This is a genomic window from Streptomyces sp. CA-181903 (genome assembly GCF_050937075.1).
GTDB lineage: Bacteria > Actinomycetota > Actinomycetes > Streptomycetales > Streptomycetaceae > Streptomyces.
In genome coordinates this window covers 3,790,653-3,806,387 of record NZ_JBNJLY010000001.1, presented here as the reverse complement: position 1 = coordinate 3,806,387, position 15,735 = coordinate 3,790,653, and the positions used below count along the sequence as shown (strand labels likewise).

Annotated in this window: 14 protein-coding genes, 1 tRNA gene and 1 pseudogene; 4 read left to right on the top strand and 12 right to left on the bottom strand. The window is 71.6% G+C overall.

Going from position 1 to position 15,735, the window contains the following annotated elements; genetic code table 11:
• Positions 1–78 precede the first annotated feature (78 nt).
• From pknB to ACQEVS_RS16975, 6 genes and pseudogenes are all read right to left on the bottom strand, one after another.
• Complete coding sequence (gene pknB, locus ACQEVS_RS17000; RefSeq protein ID WP_433021302.1) at positions 79–2,145, bottom strand: Stk1 family PASTA domain-containing Ser/Thr kinase; 2,067 nt, start codon at positions 2,143–2,145, stop codon at positions 79–81.
• 155 nt (positions 2,146–2,300) lie between these two features.
• Positions 2,301–3,758, bottom strand: a complete 1,458-nt coding sequence (locus ACQEVS_RS16995; protein WP_433021300.1) for a peptidoglycan D,D-transpeptidase FtsI family protein — start codon at positions 3,756–3,758, stop codon at positions 2,301–2,303.
• Complete coding sequence (locus ACQEVS_RS16990) at positions 3,755–5,167, bottom strand: FtsW/RodA/SpoVE family cell cycle protein (RefSeq protein WP_433021298.1); 1,413 nt, start codon at positions 5,165–5,167, stop codon at positions 3,755–3,757. Before ACQEVS_RS16990 ends, ACQEVS_RS16995 begins: the two co-directional genes overlap by 4 nt.
• Before the next feature lie 38 nt (positions 5,168–5,205).
• Positions 5,206–6,750, bottom strand: coding sequence for a Stp1/IreP family PP2C-type Ser/Thr phosphatase (locus ACQEVS_RS16985; protein ID WP_433027635.1), 1,545 nt, complete (start codon positions 6,748–6,750; stop codon positions 5,206–5,208).
• A 75-nt stretch (positions 6,751–6,825) separates the two neighbouring features.
• A complete protein-coding gene (locus ACQEVS_RS16980; protein ID WP_433021296.1) occupies positions 6,826–7,368 on the bottom strand; it encodes an FHA domain-containing protein FhaB/FipA in 543 nt (180 codons plus the stop codon).
• Between the two features lie 10 nt (positions 7,369–7,378).
• A pseudogene (locus tag ACQEVS_RS16975) lies at positions 7,379–8,283 on the bottom strand (FhaA domain-containing protein).
• A gap of 456 nt (positions 8,284–8,739) precedes the next feature.
• On the opposite strand from ACQEVS_RS16975, the gene ACQEVS_RS16970 reads away from it, so the two are divergent.
• Positions 8,740–8,823: transfer RNA gene (locus ACQEVS_RS16970), tRNA-Leu, on the top strand.
• Between the two features lie 151 nt (positions 8,824–8,974).
• Here the strand turns inward: ACQEVS_RS16970 and ACQEVS_RS16965 are convergent.
• A complete protein-coding gene (locus ACQEVS_RS16965) occupies positions 8,975–9,409 on the bottom strand; it encodes a MarR family winged helix-turn-helix transcriptional regulator (RefSeq protein ID WP_433021294.1) in 435 nt (144 codons plus the stop codon).
• 92 nt (positions 9,410–9,501) lie between these two features.
• Between ACQEVS_RS16965 and ACQEVS_RS16960 the strand changes: the two genes are divergently transcribed.
• From ACQEVS_RS16960 to ACQEVS_RS16950, 3 genes are all read left to right on the top strand, one after another.
• Positions 9,502–10,539, top strand: coding sequence for a hypothetical protein (locus ACQEVS_RS16960; protein ID WP_433021292.1), 1,038 nt, complete (start codon positions 9,502–9,504; stop codon positions 10,537–10,539).
• A gap of 38 nt (positions 10,540–10,577) precedes the next feature.
• The gene (locus ACQEVS_RS16955) at positions 10,578–11,378 is read left to right on the top strand and encodes a hypothetical protein (RefSeq protein ID WP_433027632.1); all 801 of its coding nucleotides are present in this window, start codon (positions 10,578–10,580) and stop codon (positions 11,376–11,378) included.
• Between the two features lie 275 nt (positions 11,379–11,653).
• Positions 11,654–11,983 (top strand): rhodanese-like domain-containing protein, encoded by a 330-nt coding sequence (locus tag ACQEVS_RS16950; protein WP_433027629.1) that lies wholly within the window; start codon positions 11,654–11,656, stop codon positions 11,981–11,983.
• Positions 11,984–12,058: 75 nt separating this feature from the next.
• On the opposite strand, the gene ACQEVS_RS16945 is transcribed toward ACQEVS_RS16950, so the two are convergent.
• Genes ACQEVS_RS16945 through paaA form a run of 5 tightly spaced genes read right to left on the bottom strand, consistent with a single transcriptional unit; the run spans position 12,059 to position 15,729 of the window.
• Positions 12,059–13,141, bottom strand: a complete 1,083-nt coding sequence (locus ACQEVS_RS16945) for a 2Fe-2S iron-sulfur cluster-binding protein (RefSeq protein ID WP_433021290.1) — start codon at positions 13,139–13,141, stop codon at positions 12,059–12,061.
• The gene (paaD, locus tag ACQEVS_RS16940) at positions 13,141–13,671 is read right to left on the bottom strand and encodes a 1,2-phenylacetyl-CoA epoxidase subunit PaaD (RefSeq protein ID WP_433021288.1); all 531 of its coding nucleotides are present in this window, start codon (positions 13,669–13,671) and stop codon (positions 13,141–13,143) included. The genes ACQEVS_RS16945 and paaD overlap by 1 nt, the downstream gene beginning before the upstream one ends.
• Entirely contained in the window at positions 13,665–14,369 is a 705-nt protein-coding gene (gene paaC / locus ACQEVS_RS16935) for a 1,2-phenylacetyl-CoA epoxidase subunit PaaC (protein WP_433027626.1), read from the bottom strand. The genes paaD and paaC overlap by 7 nt, the downstream gene beginning before the upstream one ends.
• A gap of 38 nt (positions 14,370–14,407) precedes the next feature.
• Positions 14,408–14,695 carry a 1,2-phenylacetyl-CoA epoxidase subunit PaaB gene (gene paaB, locus ACQEVS_RS16930; protein ID WP_433021286.1) on the bottom strand — a complete coding sequence of 96 codons (288 nt, stop codon included), beginning with the start codon at positions 14,693–14,695 and terminating at the stop codon, positions 14,408–14,410.
• Entirely contained in the window at positions 14,692–15,729 is a 1,038-nt protein-coding gene (gene paaA, locus ACQEVS_RS16925) for a 1,2-phenylacetyl-CoA epoxidase subunit PaaA (protein ID WP_433021284.1), read from the bottom strand. The genes paaB and paaA overlap by 4 nt, the downstream gene beginning before the upstream one ends.
• Between the last annotated feature and the right edge of the window lie 6 nt (positions 15,730–15,735).

Sequence of the window (15,735 nt, the reverse complement as noted above, 5' to 3'; positions counted from 1 at the left end):
CGGGCCCCGCACGCACGCGAGAGCCCCGGCGCCGTCCTCCTCAAGAAGGCGGTGCCGGGGCTCCTGTGTGCGTACGGGTCAGTGCCGGCGGCCTTCGAGGAAGCCGCCGAAGGGGCCGCCCTGGTCGTTGCCGCCGGGGTTCCCCTGGTTGTCACCGCCCTGGTTGGCGCCGCCGATGTCGGTGCCGGGGGTCTGCGGGCGGGTGACCAGGTTGACCGTCGTGCCCTTCTTCACCTTGCCGCCGGGGAGCGGCATGGACGTCTGCACGACGGCCTTGTCGTCGTTCGGGCCCATGATGGTGCCGACCTTGAGCCCGGCGTCCTCCAGGGCCTTCTTGGCGTCCTTGAGGGTCATGTTGGCCAGGTTGGGGAGATCGACGTCCTGCGGGCCCTTGGAGACCGTCAGCTCGACCGTCGAGCCGGGCGAGGCGGCCGTACTGCCCTGCGGGGACTGGTCGGTCACCTGCCCGGCCGGGGCGTCGTTGTCGACGTCCTTCCGCGACACCTTGAAGCCGTTGTCCTCGAGCTGCTTCTTGGCCGCGTCGAACTGCTGACCCACCACCGGCGGGACGGTCTTCGTCGGGACGGCCGTGGCGACGGTGAGGGTGACCTCCGAGCCCTTCTCGGCCTGCTCGTTGGCGTCCGGGTCCTGCTTGATGACGGTCCCGGCCGTGGCCTCGTCGGTCTGCTCCTCCGCGCGGTGGACCGTGAAGCCCTTGTCCTCCAGCGTTTTCTTCGCCTTGTCGAACTGGGTGTGCAGGACGTTGGGGACCTCGACCTTGGCCGGGCCCTTGGACAGCGAGACCTTGACCTCGCTGTTCCGCGCGACCTTGGCGCCGGCCTTGGGGTCCTGCTCGCAGACCTTGCCCGGGTCGGCGTCGCAGTTGACCTTCTTGCCGCTGTCGACGACCTTGAGCTCGACGTTCTCGCCCTGCTTCTGGGCGGAGTCCAGCTTCTCGCCGATCAGGTTGGGCACGACGACGTCACCGCTCTTGCCGTCGCCGCTGAACAGCGACTTCCCGATGAAGATCGCGCCGACGAGCACCAGGATGCCCGCGATCACCAGGAGGATCGTCGAAAGGCTGCTCTTCTTCCGGCCGTTGCCGCCGTGGCCGGGGCCTTCCCCGCCGTCGTCGTAACCGCCGTAGCCACCGCCCCCGTAGCCCCCGCCGTCCCGTACGGGCGGGAGCATGGACGTCTGCCCGGCGGCGTTCGGGTCGTGCCGGCCGAGCATGGCGGTGGGCTGGTCCTCGCCGCCGTAGCCGACCGCGCCCATGGCGCCGTAGCCGGCCGCGGCGGCCACCGGGCGGCCCTCCAGGGCGGCCTCGATGTCGGCGCGCATCTCGTCGGCCGACTGGTAGCGGTAGTCCGGGTCCTTGACCAGCGCCTTCAGGACGATGGCGTCCATCTCGGGCGTGATCTCGGGGTCGAAGGCGCTCGGCGGGTTGGGCTCCTCGCGGACGTGCTGGTACGCGACCGCGACCGGGGAGTCGCCGATGAACGGCGGCCGGACGGTGAGCAGTTCGTAGAGGAGGCAGCCCGTCGAGTACAGGTCGGAGCGGGCGTCCACCTGCTCGCCCTTGGCCTGCTCCGGGGAGAGGTACTGGGCGGTGCCGATCACGGCCGCCGTCTGCGTCATCGTCATGCCGGCGTCGCCCATCGCACGGGCGATGCCGAAGTCCATGACCTTGACCTGGCCGGTGCGGGTCAGCATGACGTTGGCGGGCTTGATGTCGCGGTGGACGATGCCCGCCCGGTGGGAGTACTCCAGTGCCTGGAGGACCCCGATGGTCATTTCGAGTGAACGTTCGGGAAGCAGCTTGCGGCCGGAGTGGAGCAGCTCGCGGAGGGTGGACCCGTCCACGTACTCCATGACGATGTACGGGATCGAGACCCCGTCCACGTAGTCCTCGCCGGTGTCGTAGACCGCGACGATGGACGGGTGGTTCAGCGAGGCGGCCGACTGGGCCTCACGGCGGAACCGGGCCTGGAAGGACGGGTCCCGGGCGAGGTCCACCCGGAGCGTCTTCACGGCGACGGTGCGGCCGAGCCGGGTGTCGTGGGCGAGATAGACCTCGGCCATGCCACCACGGCCGAGCACCGAGCCCAGCTCGTACCGGCCGCCGAGGCGACGCGGCTCTTCCATAGCTCCAGCCCTTCCGTTCTTCCCGACCGCACCGACGTGGGTCCGGCGGTGTGCTGTCCGCGCTTACCGTACCCGGCGTCCCGTACGGCACCCGGGCGTGACCGGCACCCGATACGTACCTGGTACCGGCGCGCGGTGCCGGCGCGTGCCGGGGCTCACTTCGAGGAGTTCAGCACCGCCTCCATGACGCCCCTGGCGACCGGCGCGGCCAGCTTGCCGCCGGCGATGTCGTCGCGCATCGTGTTCGAGCCCTCGATGACGACCGCGACGGCCACCGGCGAGCCGTCACCCTTCTTGGCGTAGGAGAGGAACCACGCGTAGGGGTTGCCGCTGTTGTCCACGCCGTGCTGGGCGGTACCCGTCTTGCCGCCGACCTTGACGCCGTCGATCTTGGCCTCGGTGCCGGTGCCCTCCTCGACGACCGTCTCCATCGCGCTCTGCAGCGACTGGGCGTGCTCCGGGCTGAGCGGCCGGCTCAGCTCCTTCGGCTGGTGCGTCTCGATCACGTTCAGATTGGGCGCGCGCAGCTTGTCCACCATGTACGGCTCCATGAGCTTGCCGTTGTTGGCGACGGCGGCGGCGACCATGGCCATCTGGAGCGGGGTGGCGCGGTTGGACGCCTGACCGATGCCGGCCATGGCGTTCTGCGGGCGGTTGTCCTTGGGGTAGACGCTCTTCGAGACGCCGACCGGGACCTGAAGGTCGTCGTTGTTGAAGCCGAACTTGTTCGCCTGCTCGATCATCTTCTGGTTGCCCAGGTCGGCGCTGATCTTGCCGAAGACGCTGTTGCAGGACCACTGGAGGGCCGCGCGCATCGAGACGTTGTCGCAGGGCATCGTCGTCTCGTTGGGCAGCGGCAGGTTCTGCGTGTCGGGCAGCGTCCAGCCCTTGGGCGAGTTCGTCTTCTCGTCGACGTCCTTGTAGAGGTTGTTCTCCAGGGCCGCGGCGGCGGTGACGACCTTGAACGTCGAACCGGGCGGGTAGGTCTCCCGCAGCGCCCGGTTGAGCATCGGCTTGTTCTTGTCGGCGTTGAGCTTCGTCCAGGCGTCGCCGTCGTTGGCCCCGGCGATCCGCGACGGGTCGTACGACGGGGTGGAGGCGAGCGCCAGGATCTTGCCGGTGCGCGGGTCGAGGGCGGCGACGGCGCCCTTCTTGCTGCCCAGCCCCTTGAAAGCGGCCTCCTGGGCCTTGGCGTTGAGGGTGGTGATCACGTCACCGCCCTTCTTGCCCTTACCGGTGATCATGTCGATCGTCCGGTTGAAGAACAGCCGGTCGTCGTCACCGGTGAGGATCTTGTCCTCGACGCCCTCCAGCAGGGTGGGCTTGTAGACCTGCGAGCTGTAGCCGGTCACCGGCGCCCACATCTCGCCGTTCTTGTACGTGCGCTTGTACTTGTAGTTGATGCCGTTGACTTCCTTGGAGCCGGTGATCTCCTGGCCGTCGACGATGATGTTGCCGCGGGGCTGGCTGTAACGGGCGATGTTCACCCGCATGTTGTTCTTGTCGTTCTTGAGCTCGTCGGCCTTGACGAACTGGAGCCAGTTGCCGCGGATCATCAGTGCGAGGACGAGGAGTCCGCAGAAGATCGCGATCCGGCGCACGGGCTTGTTCACGGTCGGACCACCTGGGTCATCTCGGCGTCGGGGTTGCTCACGGGCGCCGGGGCCGGACGGCGCGCCGCGTCACTGATCTTGAGGAGGATGGCGATCAGCGCCCAGTTGGCGATCACCGAGGATCCGCCCTGGGCCATGAACGGCATTGTCATACCGGTCAGCGGGATCAGCCCGGTGACACCGCCGGCCACCACGAACACCTGGATGGCGAACGCGCCGGAGAGCCCGATGGCCAGCAGCTTGCCGAACGGGTCGCGGGCGGCCAGCGAGGTGCGGACACCGCGCTCCACGATCAGGCCGTAGATCAGCACGACGGCCATCAGACCGGCCAGGCCGAGCTCCTCGCCGACGGTGGCGAGGATGAAGTCGGAGTTGGCGGCGAAGCCGATCAGGTCCGAGTTGCCCTGGCCCCAGCCGGTGCCGGAGACCCCGCCCGAGCCGAACGCCCACAGGGCCTGCATGGACTGCTCGGAGTGGCCCCCGATGCCCTTCTTGCTCATCAGGAACTCGCCCAGCGGGTCGAGCCACGCCTGGACGCGCTGCTGCACGTGCGTCTCGAACGAGGCCACGCCGACCGCGCCCGCCGCCGACATCAGCAGACCGAAGACGATCCAGCTGGTGCGCTCGGTCGCGACGTAGAGCATCACGACGAACATGCCGAAGAACAGCAGCGAGGTGCCGAGGTCCGTCTCGAAGACCAGGATCAGGATGCTGAACGCCCAGACGGCCAGGATCGGGCCCAGGTCGCGGCCGCGCGGCAGGTACATGCCCATGAACCTGCGGCTGGCCAGGGCCAGCGCGTCCCGTTTGACCATCAGATAGCCGGCGAAGAACACCGCCAGCACGATCTTGGCGAACTCACCGGGCTGGAGACTGCCCAGGCCGGGAAGGGTGATCCAGATGCGGGCGCCGTACTTCGCGGGGAAGAACAGCGGCGAGATCAGCAGCGCCAGCGCCACGGCCATCGAGATGTACGTGTAGCGCTGGAGGACCCGGTGGTCCTTGAGGAAGATCACCACGGCCACGAACAGCGCGATGCCCAGCGCCGAGAACAGCAGCTGGTTGGTGGCGGCCGGAGCGAACGTCTTGGACGCCTGGAGGCGCTTGGACTGGTCCAGCCGCCAGATGATGACCAGCCCCAGCCCGTTCAGGACCGTGGCCAGCGGCAGCAGCAACGGGTCGGCGTACGGCGCGAACTTCCGCACCACGAGATGGCCGACACCGGCGAGCAGGCCGAGGCCCATGCCGTAGCCGAGCATGCCGGAGGGCATCTCGCCGTCCAGCGCCAGGCCCACGTTGGCGTACGCGAAACAGGGGAGGATGACGGCGAAGGCGAGCAGCAGCAACTCGGTGTTGCGCCGGCTCGGCTGGCCCGCCGTGCTGACGGTGGTGGTGTTGGTGTTCGGCATGGGTGAGATGGCTGACACGTCGCTGGCCCCCTACAGCCTTACTGCTGGGAGCCGTTGCACTGCGCTGCCACTTTCTGTTCTTCCTCGCTGAGGGTGGGACCGGGCGCCGGGGTCGGTGCGGCCTGGAGGGTGAGGCCCGAACCCGCGCCGGCCGGCGCGGTCGTGGGCTTGCCCGTCGGCTTCCCGGCGTCGGGCTTGGCCGTCTCGGGCTTCTGGCTCTCGCGCTGCCGGCGCTCGGCCTTCTGCTGCTCGTCCTTCTTCCTGCAGGCGCTCGCCAGCGTGCCGAGGTCCTTGACCTTCTGCTCCGCCTGCGAACGGCTGCTCACCGCGATCGTGTCCTCCACCCGGCCGCGCTGGTCGACGGGGAGGTACTTGAGTTCGATCTCGGGGTGGTCCTGGTACAGCTTGCTGAGGCTGATCCAGGCGAGGTCCTGGTTGATGCCCTGGTAGAGGGCGACATGGGTGTTGTCCTTGGCCGCCAGGTAGTACTGCGTCTGCGTCCACTGGTAGCCGCCGTACAGGCCGCCGCCGACGACGCCGAGCACCACCGCGATGATCAGGGAGCGCTTGACCCAGCCCCCGCGCCGCCGGGGCTTGCCGGCCTCCACGCCGCCCTCGTCGTAGTCGTCGTGGAAGGCGCCGAACTCGCCGGCCGGGGCCGCGTCGCCGTCCGGACCGCTGCCGGGCGGGCCGAAGCCGCCGCCCGCCGGGTCCGGCGGCGGGGTGCGGCCCAGCTCGGACGCCCGGCCGGCCGGGGTCTGCATGGCGCCGTGGTCGCCCGTCGGGAACTGGTTCTCGGCGACCGCGCCGACGACCACCGGGGTGTCGCTGTGCTGCTGCGCGACGAGGGTGTCCCCGCCGTCGACGTCCAGGACGTCCGCGACGATGACCGTCACGTTGTCCGGGCCGCCACCGCGCAGGGCCAGCTCGATCAGCTCCTGGACCGTCTCCTGCGGGCCCTGGTAGCTCGCCAGCCGCTCCTCGATCGTCTCGTGGCTGACCACGCCGGAGAGGCCGTCGGAGCAGATCAGATAGCGGTCGCCGGCCCGCACCTCGCGGATGGACAGGTCCGGCTCGACGTGGTCGCCACTGCCCAGCGCGCGCATCAGCAGCGAGCGCTGCGGATGGGTGGTGGCCTCCTCCTCGGTGATCCGGCCCTCGTCCACCAGCCGCTGCACCCAGGTGTGGTCCTGGGTGATCTGGGTGAGGACGCCGTCGCGCAGCAGGTACGCGCGGGAGTCGCCGACGTGCACGAGGCCGAGCCGCTGGCCCGTCCACAGCAGGGCGGTGAGCGTGGTGCCCATGCCCTCCAGCTGCGGATCCTCCTCGACCATCACGCGCAACTGCTCGTTGGCGCGGTGGACGGCGGTGCCGAGCGAGGTGAGCAGGTCCGAACCCGGGACGTCGTCGTCCAGCGTCACCAGGGTGGAGATCACCTCGGAGCTGGCCACCTCGCCCGCGGCCTGGCCGCCCATGCCGTCGGCGATGGCGAGCAGGCGGGGGCCGGCGTAACCGGAGTCCTCGTTGCCTTCCCGGATCATGCCCTTGTGCGATCCGGCGGCGAAACGCAGTGTCAGACTCATGCGCACCTCGCCCGTCGGCTCCGGGTACAGCCCCTTGCCCACCTCGCTGCCCACCCTCCGGTCGTCATGGTCCTACTACTTCCGCAGCTCGATGACGGTCTTGCCGATGCGGATCGGCGCGCCGAGCGGGATCGGGGTCGGGGTGGTCAACCGGGTCCGGTCGAGATACGTGCCGTTGGTCGACCCGAGGTCCTCGACGATCCAGCGGCCGTCGCGGTCGGGATAGATCCTGGCATGCCGGCTGGAGGCGTAGTCGTCATCCAGCACGATCGTCGAGTCGTGGGCGCGGCCGAGGGTGATGGTCTGCCCCTGCAGGGCGACCGTGGTGCCGGTGAGCGTGCCCTCCGAGATCACCAGCTTGGTGGGCGCGCCGCGGCGGCCGCGGCTCTCGGCGCGGCCCGCGGCCCGGCGCCCGCCGGACTGCTGGCGCTGCGGCGGCGGGGTGGCCTGCTGGGCCGCCCGCTGCGCAGGACGTCCGTCGCCGCCGCGGCGCGAGCCGCGCGCGGTCACCCGCGTGCCGAACAGATCACTGCGAATGACCTGCACGGCCACGATGACGAACAGCCACAGTACGGCGAGGAAACCCAACCGCATGACCGTGAGGGTCAGCTCTGACATTGCCCCCGCTTCACCCTTCGGCTTGCCGATAAACGATGGTGGTGCTGCCCACGACGATCCGTGAGCCGTCGCGGAGCGTAGCGCGCGTGGTGTGCTGCCCGTCCACGACGATGCCGTTGGTGGACCCCAGGTCCTGGATGGTCGCGGGGGTGCCGACCCGGATCTCGCAGTGCCTGCGGGAGACGCCGGGGTCGTCGATGCGGACGTCCGCCTCGGTGCTGCGGCCCAGCACCAGCGTCGAACGGGAGATCTGGTGCCGGGCACCGTTGATCTCGATCCAGCGCCGCGTCCGCTCCGCCGCGCCGGCTCCCGGCCCACCCGCGCGGGCTGGGGACGGGCCGCGCCGGGCGGCGGGGACGCCGGCATGGGCGGGGCGCCGGAGGGCTGCGGCGGGTAGCCGCCGCCCTGGGTGACGGGGGAGGGGCCGCCGCCGCGGGCGGCGCCGCCGCCGTACGGGGCGTGGGGTGCCTGGTGCCCGTGGGACGCCTGCGGGCTCTGCCCGTGGCCTTGGCCGTAGTCCTGGCCATGGTCCTGGGACTCGCTGGCCGCGAGCGTGCGGCTGCGGACGCGGTACAGACCGGTGTCGAGGTCGTCCGCCTTCTCCAGGTGGACCTGGATGGTCCCCATGAAGGTGTACCGCTGCTGCTTCGCGTAGTCGCGGACCATGCCGGCCAGCTCGTCGCCCAACTGGCCGGAGTAGGGGCTCAGCCGCTCGTAATCCGGGCCGCTCAGCTCCACGATGAAGTCGTTGGGAACGACCGTGCGGTCACGGTTCCAGATGGTGGCGTTGTTGTCGCACTCCCGCTGGAGTGCGCCCGCGATCTCCACGGGCTGGACCTCGGACTTGAACACCTTGGCAAAGGTGCCGTTCACGAGACCTTCGAGTCGCTGCTCGAAGCGCTTCAGTACTCCCACGGGGCACCTCCTTCCCTCGGTGACGCCTGTGATGCCCGGTGCCGTTCCTGATACTGCTTACTGATCGTATCCACGCGCCGGGAAAACGGCTGGTTCCCCTTCGGCGCCAGGAGTGACGAGTGTCGCCCCCGCGTCCGTGCCGCGTTTCCCTCCACGTTCCGTGCGGTCCTGCGGGACCCTCCGGGGGCCTCCGGAATCCTCCGGGGTCCGTCGGCGGCTCCTGCCGGGATCCTCCACGGGGGATCGTAGAGGCGCCCGAAGGCCAGTGTCCCGCAACCGGCGGGGTCCCCGCCGGTACCCCGGGGACGGACCGGGGGCGGCCGGGGGGCGGGCGGTGGACAACGGGTGTGAAGGCACCCTCCGGAGCGTGCTAATGTTCTGCATGTCGGAAGGCGGACGCGCCGCGAACCGGACGAAAGTCCGGTGAGAGAGCGGAAGCCGGAAGACACACCCAATGCGCGGGTGGCGGAATAGGCAGACGCGCTGGATTCAGGTTCCAGTGCCCGAAAGGGCGTGGGGGTTCAACTCCCCCCTCGCGCACCGTGAGAACGGGCCTCGTCGTGAAAACGACGGGGCCCGTTCTTCTGTTTGCCCGTTTTTCTGTTTGCTCGGTGGCCGTCCGGTGTTCGCCGGGGTGCCGGGGCGTTCCTGTGCCGTATCTCTCAGCGGGGCCGCCCGTCGGGCGGGTTGATCAATCCCCTTCGGTCCCGGAGGCGTTGTAGCGCAGCAGGTAGCCGGCGAAGCGGGCGAGGTCGGCCTCGTCCCAGTCGGCGAGGCGGTGTTCGAACGCGGTGCGGCGGCTGGCCGCGACCTGGTCCAGGACCTCGGTGCCGCGGTCGGTGAGGTGCAGGACCTGTACCCGCTGGTCGTCGGGGTCGGCGCGGCGCTCGACGAGGCCCAGCCGCTCCAGGCCCGCCACCTGCCGGCTGACCGTGGACTTGTCGAGCAGGTAGTGCGCGGCGAGGTCGGTGGCCCGGCAGCCCCGCTGGTCCTGGAGGTGGGCGAGCAGGGTGTACGAGACCAGCGACAGCTCGGGGTGCAGCCGGGCCGCGGCGGCGCGGGCGCGGCGCGCGAAGGCGGTCAGTTCCCGCTGGATGGTGTCGAGGTGATCGGCTCGATGTGCCACGGAAGTCCCTTCCCGCCCGTTTGGTTGTATAGTACAACTGAAAGTGAAAGTTGTATAAGCCAACTACCTTGATCTCCTGGAGAGGGGTGCCCATGAGGCCCGCGACGCGCGCCGCGCTCCGGCATGTACTGACCCACCTGCTCACGCCGCTGCTGATGTGCGTCGGCATGGGGCTCGCCTACCTCGGCGCCTTCGCCGACCCGTCGCCGCACGAACTGCCGGTGGCGGTCGTCGGCTCCGGCCCGAGCGCGGAGCGGCTGGCCGGCGCGCTCGGGGAGAAGGCCGGCGACAAGCTGTCCGTCCACACCGTCCCCGACCGCGCGGCGGCCGTGCGGGAGCTGAAGGACCAGGACGTCTTCGGTGCCTACGTCCCCGACCGGCGGGCGCCGGAGCTGCTGATCGCCTCGGCCGGCTCGGACACCACGGCGTCGGCGGTGCAGAAGGTGTTCACGCCCGTCGCCGCCCGGCAGCACGCCCCGTTGAAGGTGACGGACGTGGTTCCGCCCTCCGAGGGCGACCCGACCGGGCAGGGCATCTTCTTCCTGCTGGTCGCGCTCAGCATCGGCTCCTACGCCTCCGTCGCGGTGATCGGCGGGGCCGGTGGGGCGCTGGCGCTGCGGATACGGGCGGTGCTGGCCGCCGCTACATCGCTCGTGGTCAGCCTGATCGGCGTGGTGCTGGCGGGGCCCGTCTTCAACCTGGTGGACCACGGGCTGTGGGGGCTGTGGGGTCTGTCCTGGCTGTACTCGGCGGGCGTGCTCTTCGTCGGTACCGGGCTGCACACCTTCCTCAAGCGGTGGACCACGCTCGGGGTGATGGTGCTGTTCGTGATGCTGAACTTCACCAGCGCCGGAGGCGTCTTCCGGCCCGAGCTGCAGAACGGATTCTTCGCCGGGCTGCACGGCTTCTGGAACGGCGCGGGCTTCGTGGAGGGCACGCGCAGCCTCGTCTACTTCGGCCACTCCGGGCTGGGCGGCCATGTGGCCACCCTGCTGGCCTGGCTGGTCGTGGGGCTCGTGGTGCTGGGGGCCGCCTGGGCGGTGGAGCGCCGGCGCGGGGCGCGGGCGGCCGCGGTGGCCGCGGCCGGACCCGAGTCCGAGGAGGAGATGGAGGAAGCCGTCGGCGTCTGAGGCGGGAGGGGGCCCGGAGCTCGTAGGCTGGGCGGGTGATGAATCCCGAGACCGACGTGCCGGCCGAACCGGGCACCGAGCGGCTGGAGCGGGCCGTGCGGGCCGCCGAGCAGGCGCTGATCGAGTTCGAGATCGCGGTGGAGACGTTCCGGGTGGAGGTGGAGAACTTCTCCCGGCTCCACCACCAGCGGCTCGGCCCGCTGTACGGGCGGCTGGACGAGCTGGAGGCGCGCATCGCCGAGGCCGTCGCCGCCCGCTCCGGCGACCCGGACGACCTGCGGCGTGCGCGCGAGGCGCGGGCGCTGGTGCAGCCGATGCCGGACGTCGAGGAGCTGCTGGGCGGCTGGATGGACTCCGACGGGCTGTCGCCCGAGGCGACCGCCATGCTCACCGGGCAGCGGGTCCGGCCGCCGGAGCGCGTCCGGCCCAGCGACGCGGCCCGCAAGGCGTACCGCGACCTCGTCCGCCGGGCCCACCCCGACCTGGCCACGGAGGAGGGGGAACGGCGGCGGCGCGAGGAGTTCGTCGTCCGGGTCAACGAGGCGTACGCGGCGGGGGACGGGGAGCGGTTGCGCGAGCTGGCCGAGGAGTGGGCCGCCGGGCCCGTCCCCGGGCAGCGGCGCCCGGACCGCGCCGAGGAGCTCTACGCGCGGCTGGAGTGGCTGGCGCGGCGCAAGGAACTGCTGGCCGAGCTGGCCGCCGAGCTGGAGTCCTCGGCGATCGGCGCCATGATCAAGATGGCGCCGGAGGACCCCGACGGGCTGCTCGACGAGATCGCGGGCGGGCTGCTGGCGCAGATCGCCGAGCGCGAGACCCGGCTGGCCTCGCTGGTCGGGTAGCGGCGGGTCGGGCGGATGGTCCGGGTGGTGCTGGGCGGTCGGGTGGCGGTGGTCGGGCGGATGGCCCGGGTGGTCGGGTGGCTCGGGTGGTCGTGCAGCCGGGCGGCGAACGGCTGGTTGCGATGAGTGGTCGGGTGGTCGGGTGGGGCTGGGTCCGGTGGTCGGGGGGCGGCGAACGGTCGGTAGTGACGAGTGGTTGGCCGTCGGGTGGTGCTGGGCGGTCGAGCGGCGTCGGGCGGTCGGGTAGCGTCGGGCGCATGATGTTTGGTTCCGGAATCCCCACGGTCGAGGTCGGCGCGCTCGCGGCGGACGACTTCCTGCTGGACGTGCGCGAGGCCGACGAGTGGGAGGCCGGGCACGTCGAAGCCGCCCTGCACATCCCGATGAGCGAGTTCACCGCGCGCTTCGGCGAGCTCACGGAGAAGGCGCCCGCCGCCGGCCGGATCAACGTGATCTGCCGCTCGGGTGGCCGCTCGGCCCAGGTCACCGCCTACTTGGTGCAGCAGGGCATGGACGCGGTGAACGTCGACGGCGGCATGCAGGCGTGGGCGGCCGAGGGCCGTCCGGTCGTCGCGTCCGGCGGGGGTCCGGGTGCGGTGATCTGAGCCGGGCGGATCCGATTCGGGCGGATTCGACTCGGGCGGAGACGTCCCGGCGTGCGCCGCGCGCCGTTCGCCGGGTCAGCGGTCGAAGTCCAGCTCCACCTCCTCCGTGGCCGGCCGCGACTGGCAGGCCAGGACGTACCCCGCCGCCAGTTCGTCGTCCTCCAGGGCGAAGTTGCGGTCCATCCGCACTTCGCCGGAGACCAGGAACGCCCGGCAGGTGCCGCAGACGCCGCCCTTGCAGGCGTAGGGCGCGTCGGGGCGGTTGCGCAGGACCGCCTCCAGCAGGGATTCGCCCTCGCGGACGGGCCAGCGCCCGCCGCGGCCGTCCAGCGTGGCCGTCACCGTGCCGCGGGTGGGCGCGGCGGCGGACCGGGGCGGGGCCGGAGCGGTCGGGCCGTCCTCGACGTGGAAGATCTCCTGGTGGACGCGGTCCCGGGGGACTCCCAGGCCGTGCAGGGCACGCTCGGCGGACAGGACCAGCCCGTGCGGGCCGCAGAGGAACCAGCCGTCCACGGAGTCGACGGGGAGCAGCGCGGGCAGCAGGCCGGTCAGCCGCCGCTCGTCGAGCCGGCCGGAGGCGGGGCCTGCCTGCTGCTCCTCCCGGGAGAGGGTCTGGACGACCTGGAGCCGGCCGGGGTAGCGGTCCTTGAGGTCGGCGACCTCCTCCAGGAACATCGTGGAGGCCGTGGTGCGGTCGCTGCGCAGGAGCGTGAAGCGGGCCTCGGGCTCGCGGGCGAGCAGGGTCGTCGCGATGGACAGGACGGGGGTGATCCCGCTGCCCCCGACGATGGCGGCGAAGTGCCCGGGGCGCGGCTCCAGGACGAACCGCCCGGCCGGGGTCATCACCTCCAGCTCGTCCCCCGCCCGCAGTTCCTTGAAGGCGTGGGTGGAGAACGCGCCGCCGTCGACCAGTCGCACGCCCACCCGCAGGGTGCCGGGTCCCTCTGGGCCGGGGGCCTGTCCGCAGACGGAGTAGGTACGGCGTATCTCGGCGCCCTGGGCGGTGTGGCGAACGGTCAGGTGCTGCCCGGGGGCGTGGCGGAAGGCGTCCCGGAGCTCCGTGGGGACGGTGAAGGTCACGGCGACCGCGTCGTCGGTGAGCGGTTCGACGGATGCCACCCGGAGCCGGTGGAAGGTGCCGTGGCGGGCCGCTGCCATCAGTGCAACTCCTTGAAATGGTCGAACGGTTCGCGACACGCCTCGCAGCGGCGCAGGGCCTTGCAGGCGGTGGAGGAGAAGCGGCTGAGCAGCGTGGTGTCCGTGGAGCCGCAGTGCGGGCAGCGGATGGCGAGCTGTACCGGGACGGGGCCGCCCGGGCCCGAGGGCCGGGGCGGGGCCACGCCGTGCTCGGCGAGCTTGCGCCGGCCCTCGGCGCTGATCGCGTCGGTGGTCCAGGGCGGCGAGAGCACGGTGCGGACCTCGACGTCGGCGACCCCTTCGGCGTGCAGGACGCGCTCTATGTCGGCGGACATGGCCTCGACGGCGGGGCAGCCGGTGTAGGTGGGGGTGAGGTCCACCTCCACCCGGCCGGGGGCGGTGACGCGCAGGTCGCGCAGGACGCCGAGCTCCTCCAGGGAGATGACGGGCAGCTCGGGGTCGGGGACGGCGCCGGCCAGCGCGCGCAGCCGCTCCTCCAGGGGCGTCAGGCCACCGGCGGCCCGGGGCGGGGGCGCGGATCCGGTCACCATGACGCCCCCGGGTGGCTGCGGTGCAGGTGCTGCATCTCGGCGAGCATGCGGCCGAAGGGCTCGGTGTGGATGCCCTGGCGCCCGGCGCCCGCGGTCCAGGCGCCCGACGCCGGGCCGGTGGGCAGCTCCAGGGTGGCCCGCCGCAGGATCTCGCCGACGCGTTCCGTCCACGCCTCGCGGAGGGCGGCCGGATCGACGCCGTCGAGGCCCTCCACGGGCTCGAACAGCTCGCCCGTGTACCGCCACAGGGCGTCCACGGCGCGGCGCATCCGCTCGTGGCTCTCGGCCGTCCCGTCGCCGAGCCGCAGGGTCCAGTGCTCGGCGTGGTCGAGGTGGTAGGCGACCTCCTTGACGGCCTTGGCCGCCAGCGGGGCGAACGGCCCTTCACCTTCGGCGAGCCGGGCGTAGAGCAGGTGCTGGTAGGCGGAGAAGTAGAGCTGCCGGGCGATGGTGTGGGCGAAGTCCCCGTTGGGCCGCTCGACGAGCTGGACGTTGCGGAAGGCGCGCTCCTCGCGGAGGTAGGCCAGTTCGTCCTCGTCGCCGACGAGCGAGAGCAGGGTGCGGGCCTGGCCGAGCAGGTCGAGGGCGATGTTGGCGAGCGCGACCTCCTCCTCCAGGACGGGGGCGCGACCCGCCCACTCCCCCAGCCGGTGCGCGAGGACCAGGGCGTCGTCTCCGAGTGCCAGGGCGGCCGCGATGGGCACGGAGCCGGTGGACGCCCGGGTGGTCGCGGGGATCACAGGTGCCGCACCCCCTCGGGGATCTCGTAGAACGTCGGGTGGCGGTACGCCTTGTCGCCGGCCGGCTCGAAGAAGGGGTCCTTCTCGTCCGGTGAGGAGGCGGTGATGGTGTCGGAGGGCACGACCCAGATCGAGACGCCTTCGGAGCGCCGGGTGTACAGGTCACGGGCGTTGCGCAGGGCCATCCGCGCGTCCGGGGCGTGCAGGCTGCCGGCGTGGGTGTGCGAGAGGCCGCGCCTGCTGCGGACGAACACCTCCCACAGCGGCCAGTCGGTGCCGGTCATGCCATCGCCTCCGGGTGCTCGGTGGGGCCGGACGCGGCGGTCCCGCGCTCGGGGGTGCTGTGCGGGGTGCCGCCGGGGCGGGGCCCGGGGGCGTGCTTGGCGGCGTACGCGGCGGCGGCCTCCCGTACCCAGGCGCCCTCCTCGTGGGCCTCGCGGCGGCGGGCGAGCCGCTGCTCGTTGCAGGGGCCGTTGCCGCGCAGGACCTCGTTGAACTCGTCCCAGTCGATCGGGCCGAAGTCGTAGTGCCCGGTCTCCTCGTTCCACCGGAGCTCGGGGTCGGGGAGGGTGAGGCCGAGGGACTCGGCCTGCGGGACGCAGATGTCGACGAAGCGCCGGCGCAGCTCGTCATTGGAGTGGCGTTTGATCTTCCAGGTCATGGACTGGGCGGAGTGCGGTGATTCGCCGTCCGGCGGGCCGAACATCATCAGCGACGGCCACCACCAGCGGTTCACCGCGTCCTGGGCCATGGCGTGCTGCGCCTCGGTGCCGCGGCTGAGGGCGAGCAGCAGCTCGTACCCCTGGCGCTGGTGGAACGACTCCTCCTTGCAGACGCGGACCATGGCGCGCGCGTACGGGCCGTAGGAGCAGCGGCAGAGGGGGACCTGGTTGGTGATGGCCGCGCCGTCCACCAGCCAGCCGATGGCGCCGACGTCGGCCCAGGTCAGCGTGGGGTAGTTGAAGATCGAGGAGTAGCGCTGGCGTCCGGAGTGCAGCTTGTCCAGCATCTCGTCCCGGCCGACGCCCAGGGTCTCGGCGGCGCTGTAGAGGTAGAGGCCGTGGCCGGCCTCGTCCTGGACCTTGGCCATGAGGATGGCCTTGCGCCGCAGCGACGGAGCCCGGGTGATCCAGTTGGCCTCGGGCTGCATGCCGATGATCTCGGAGTGGGCGTGCTGGGCTATCTGCCGGATGAGGGTGGCGCGGTAGGCGTCGGGCATCCAGTCCCGCGGCTCGATGCGCTCGTCCGCCGCCACCGCGGCGTCGAACACCGCCTCCAGAGCCGCCGTGTCCACCGTTTCCGGTGCCGTCGTGGTCATGTCGAT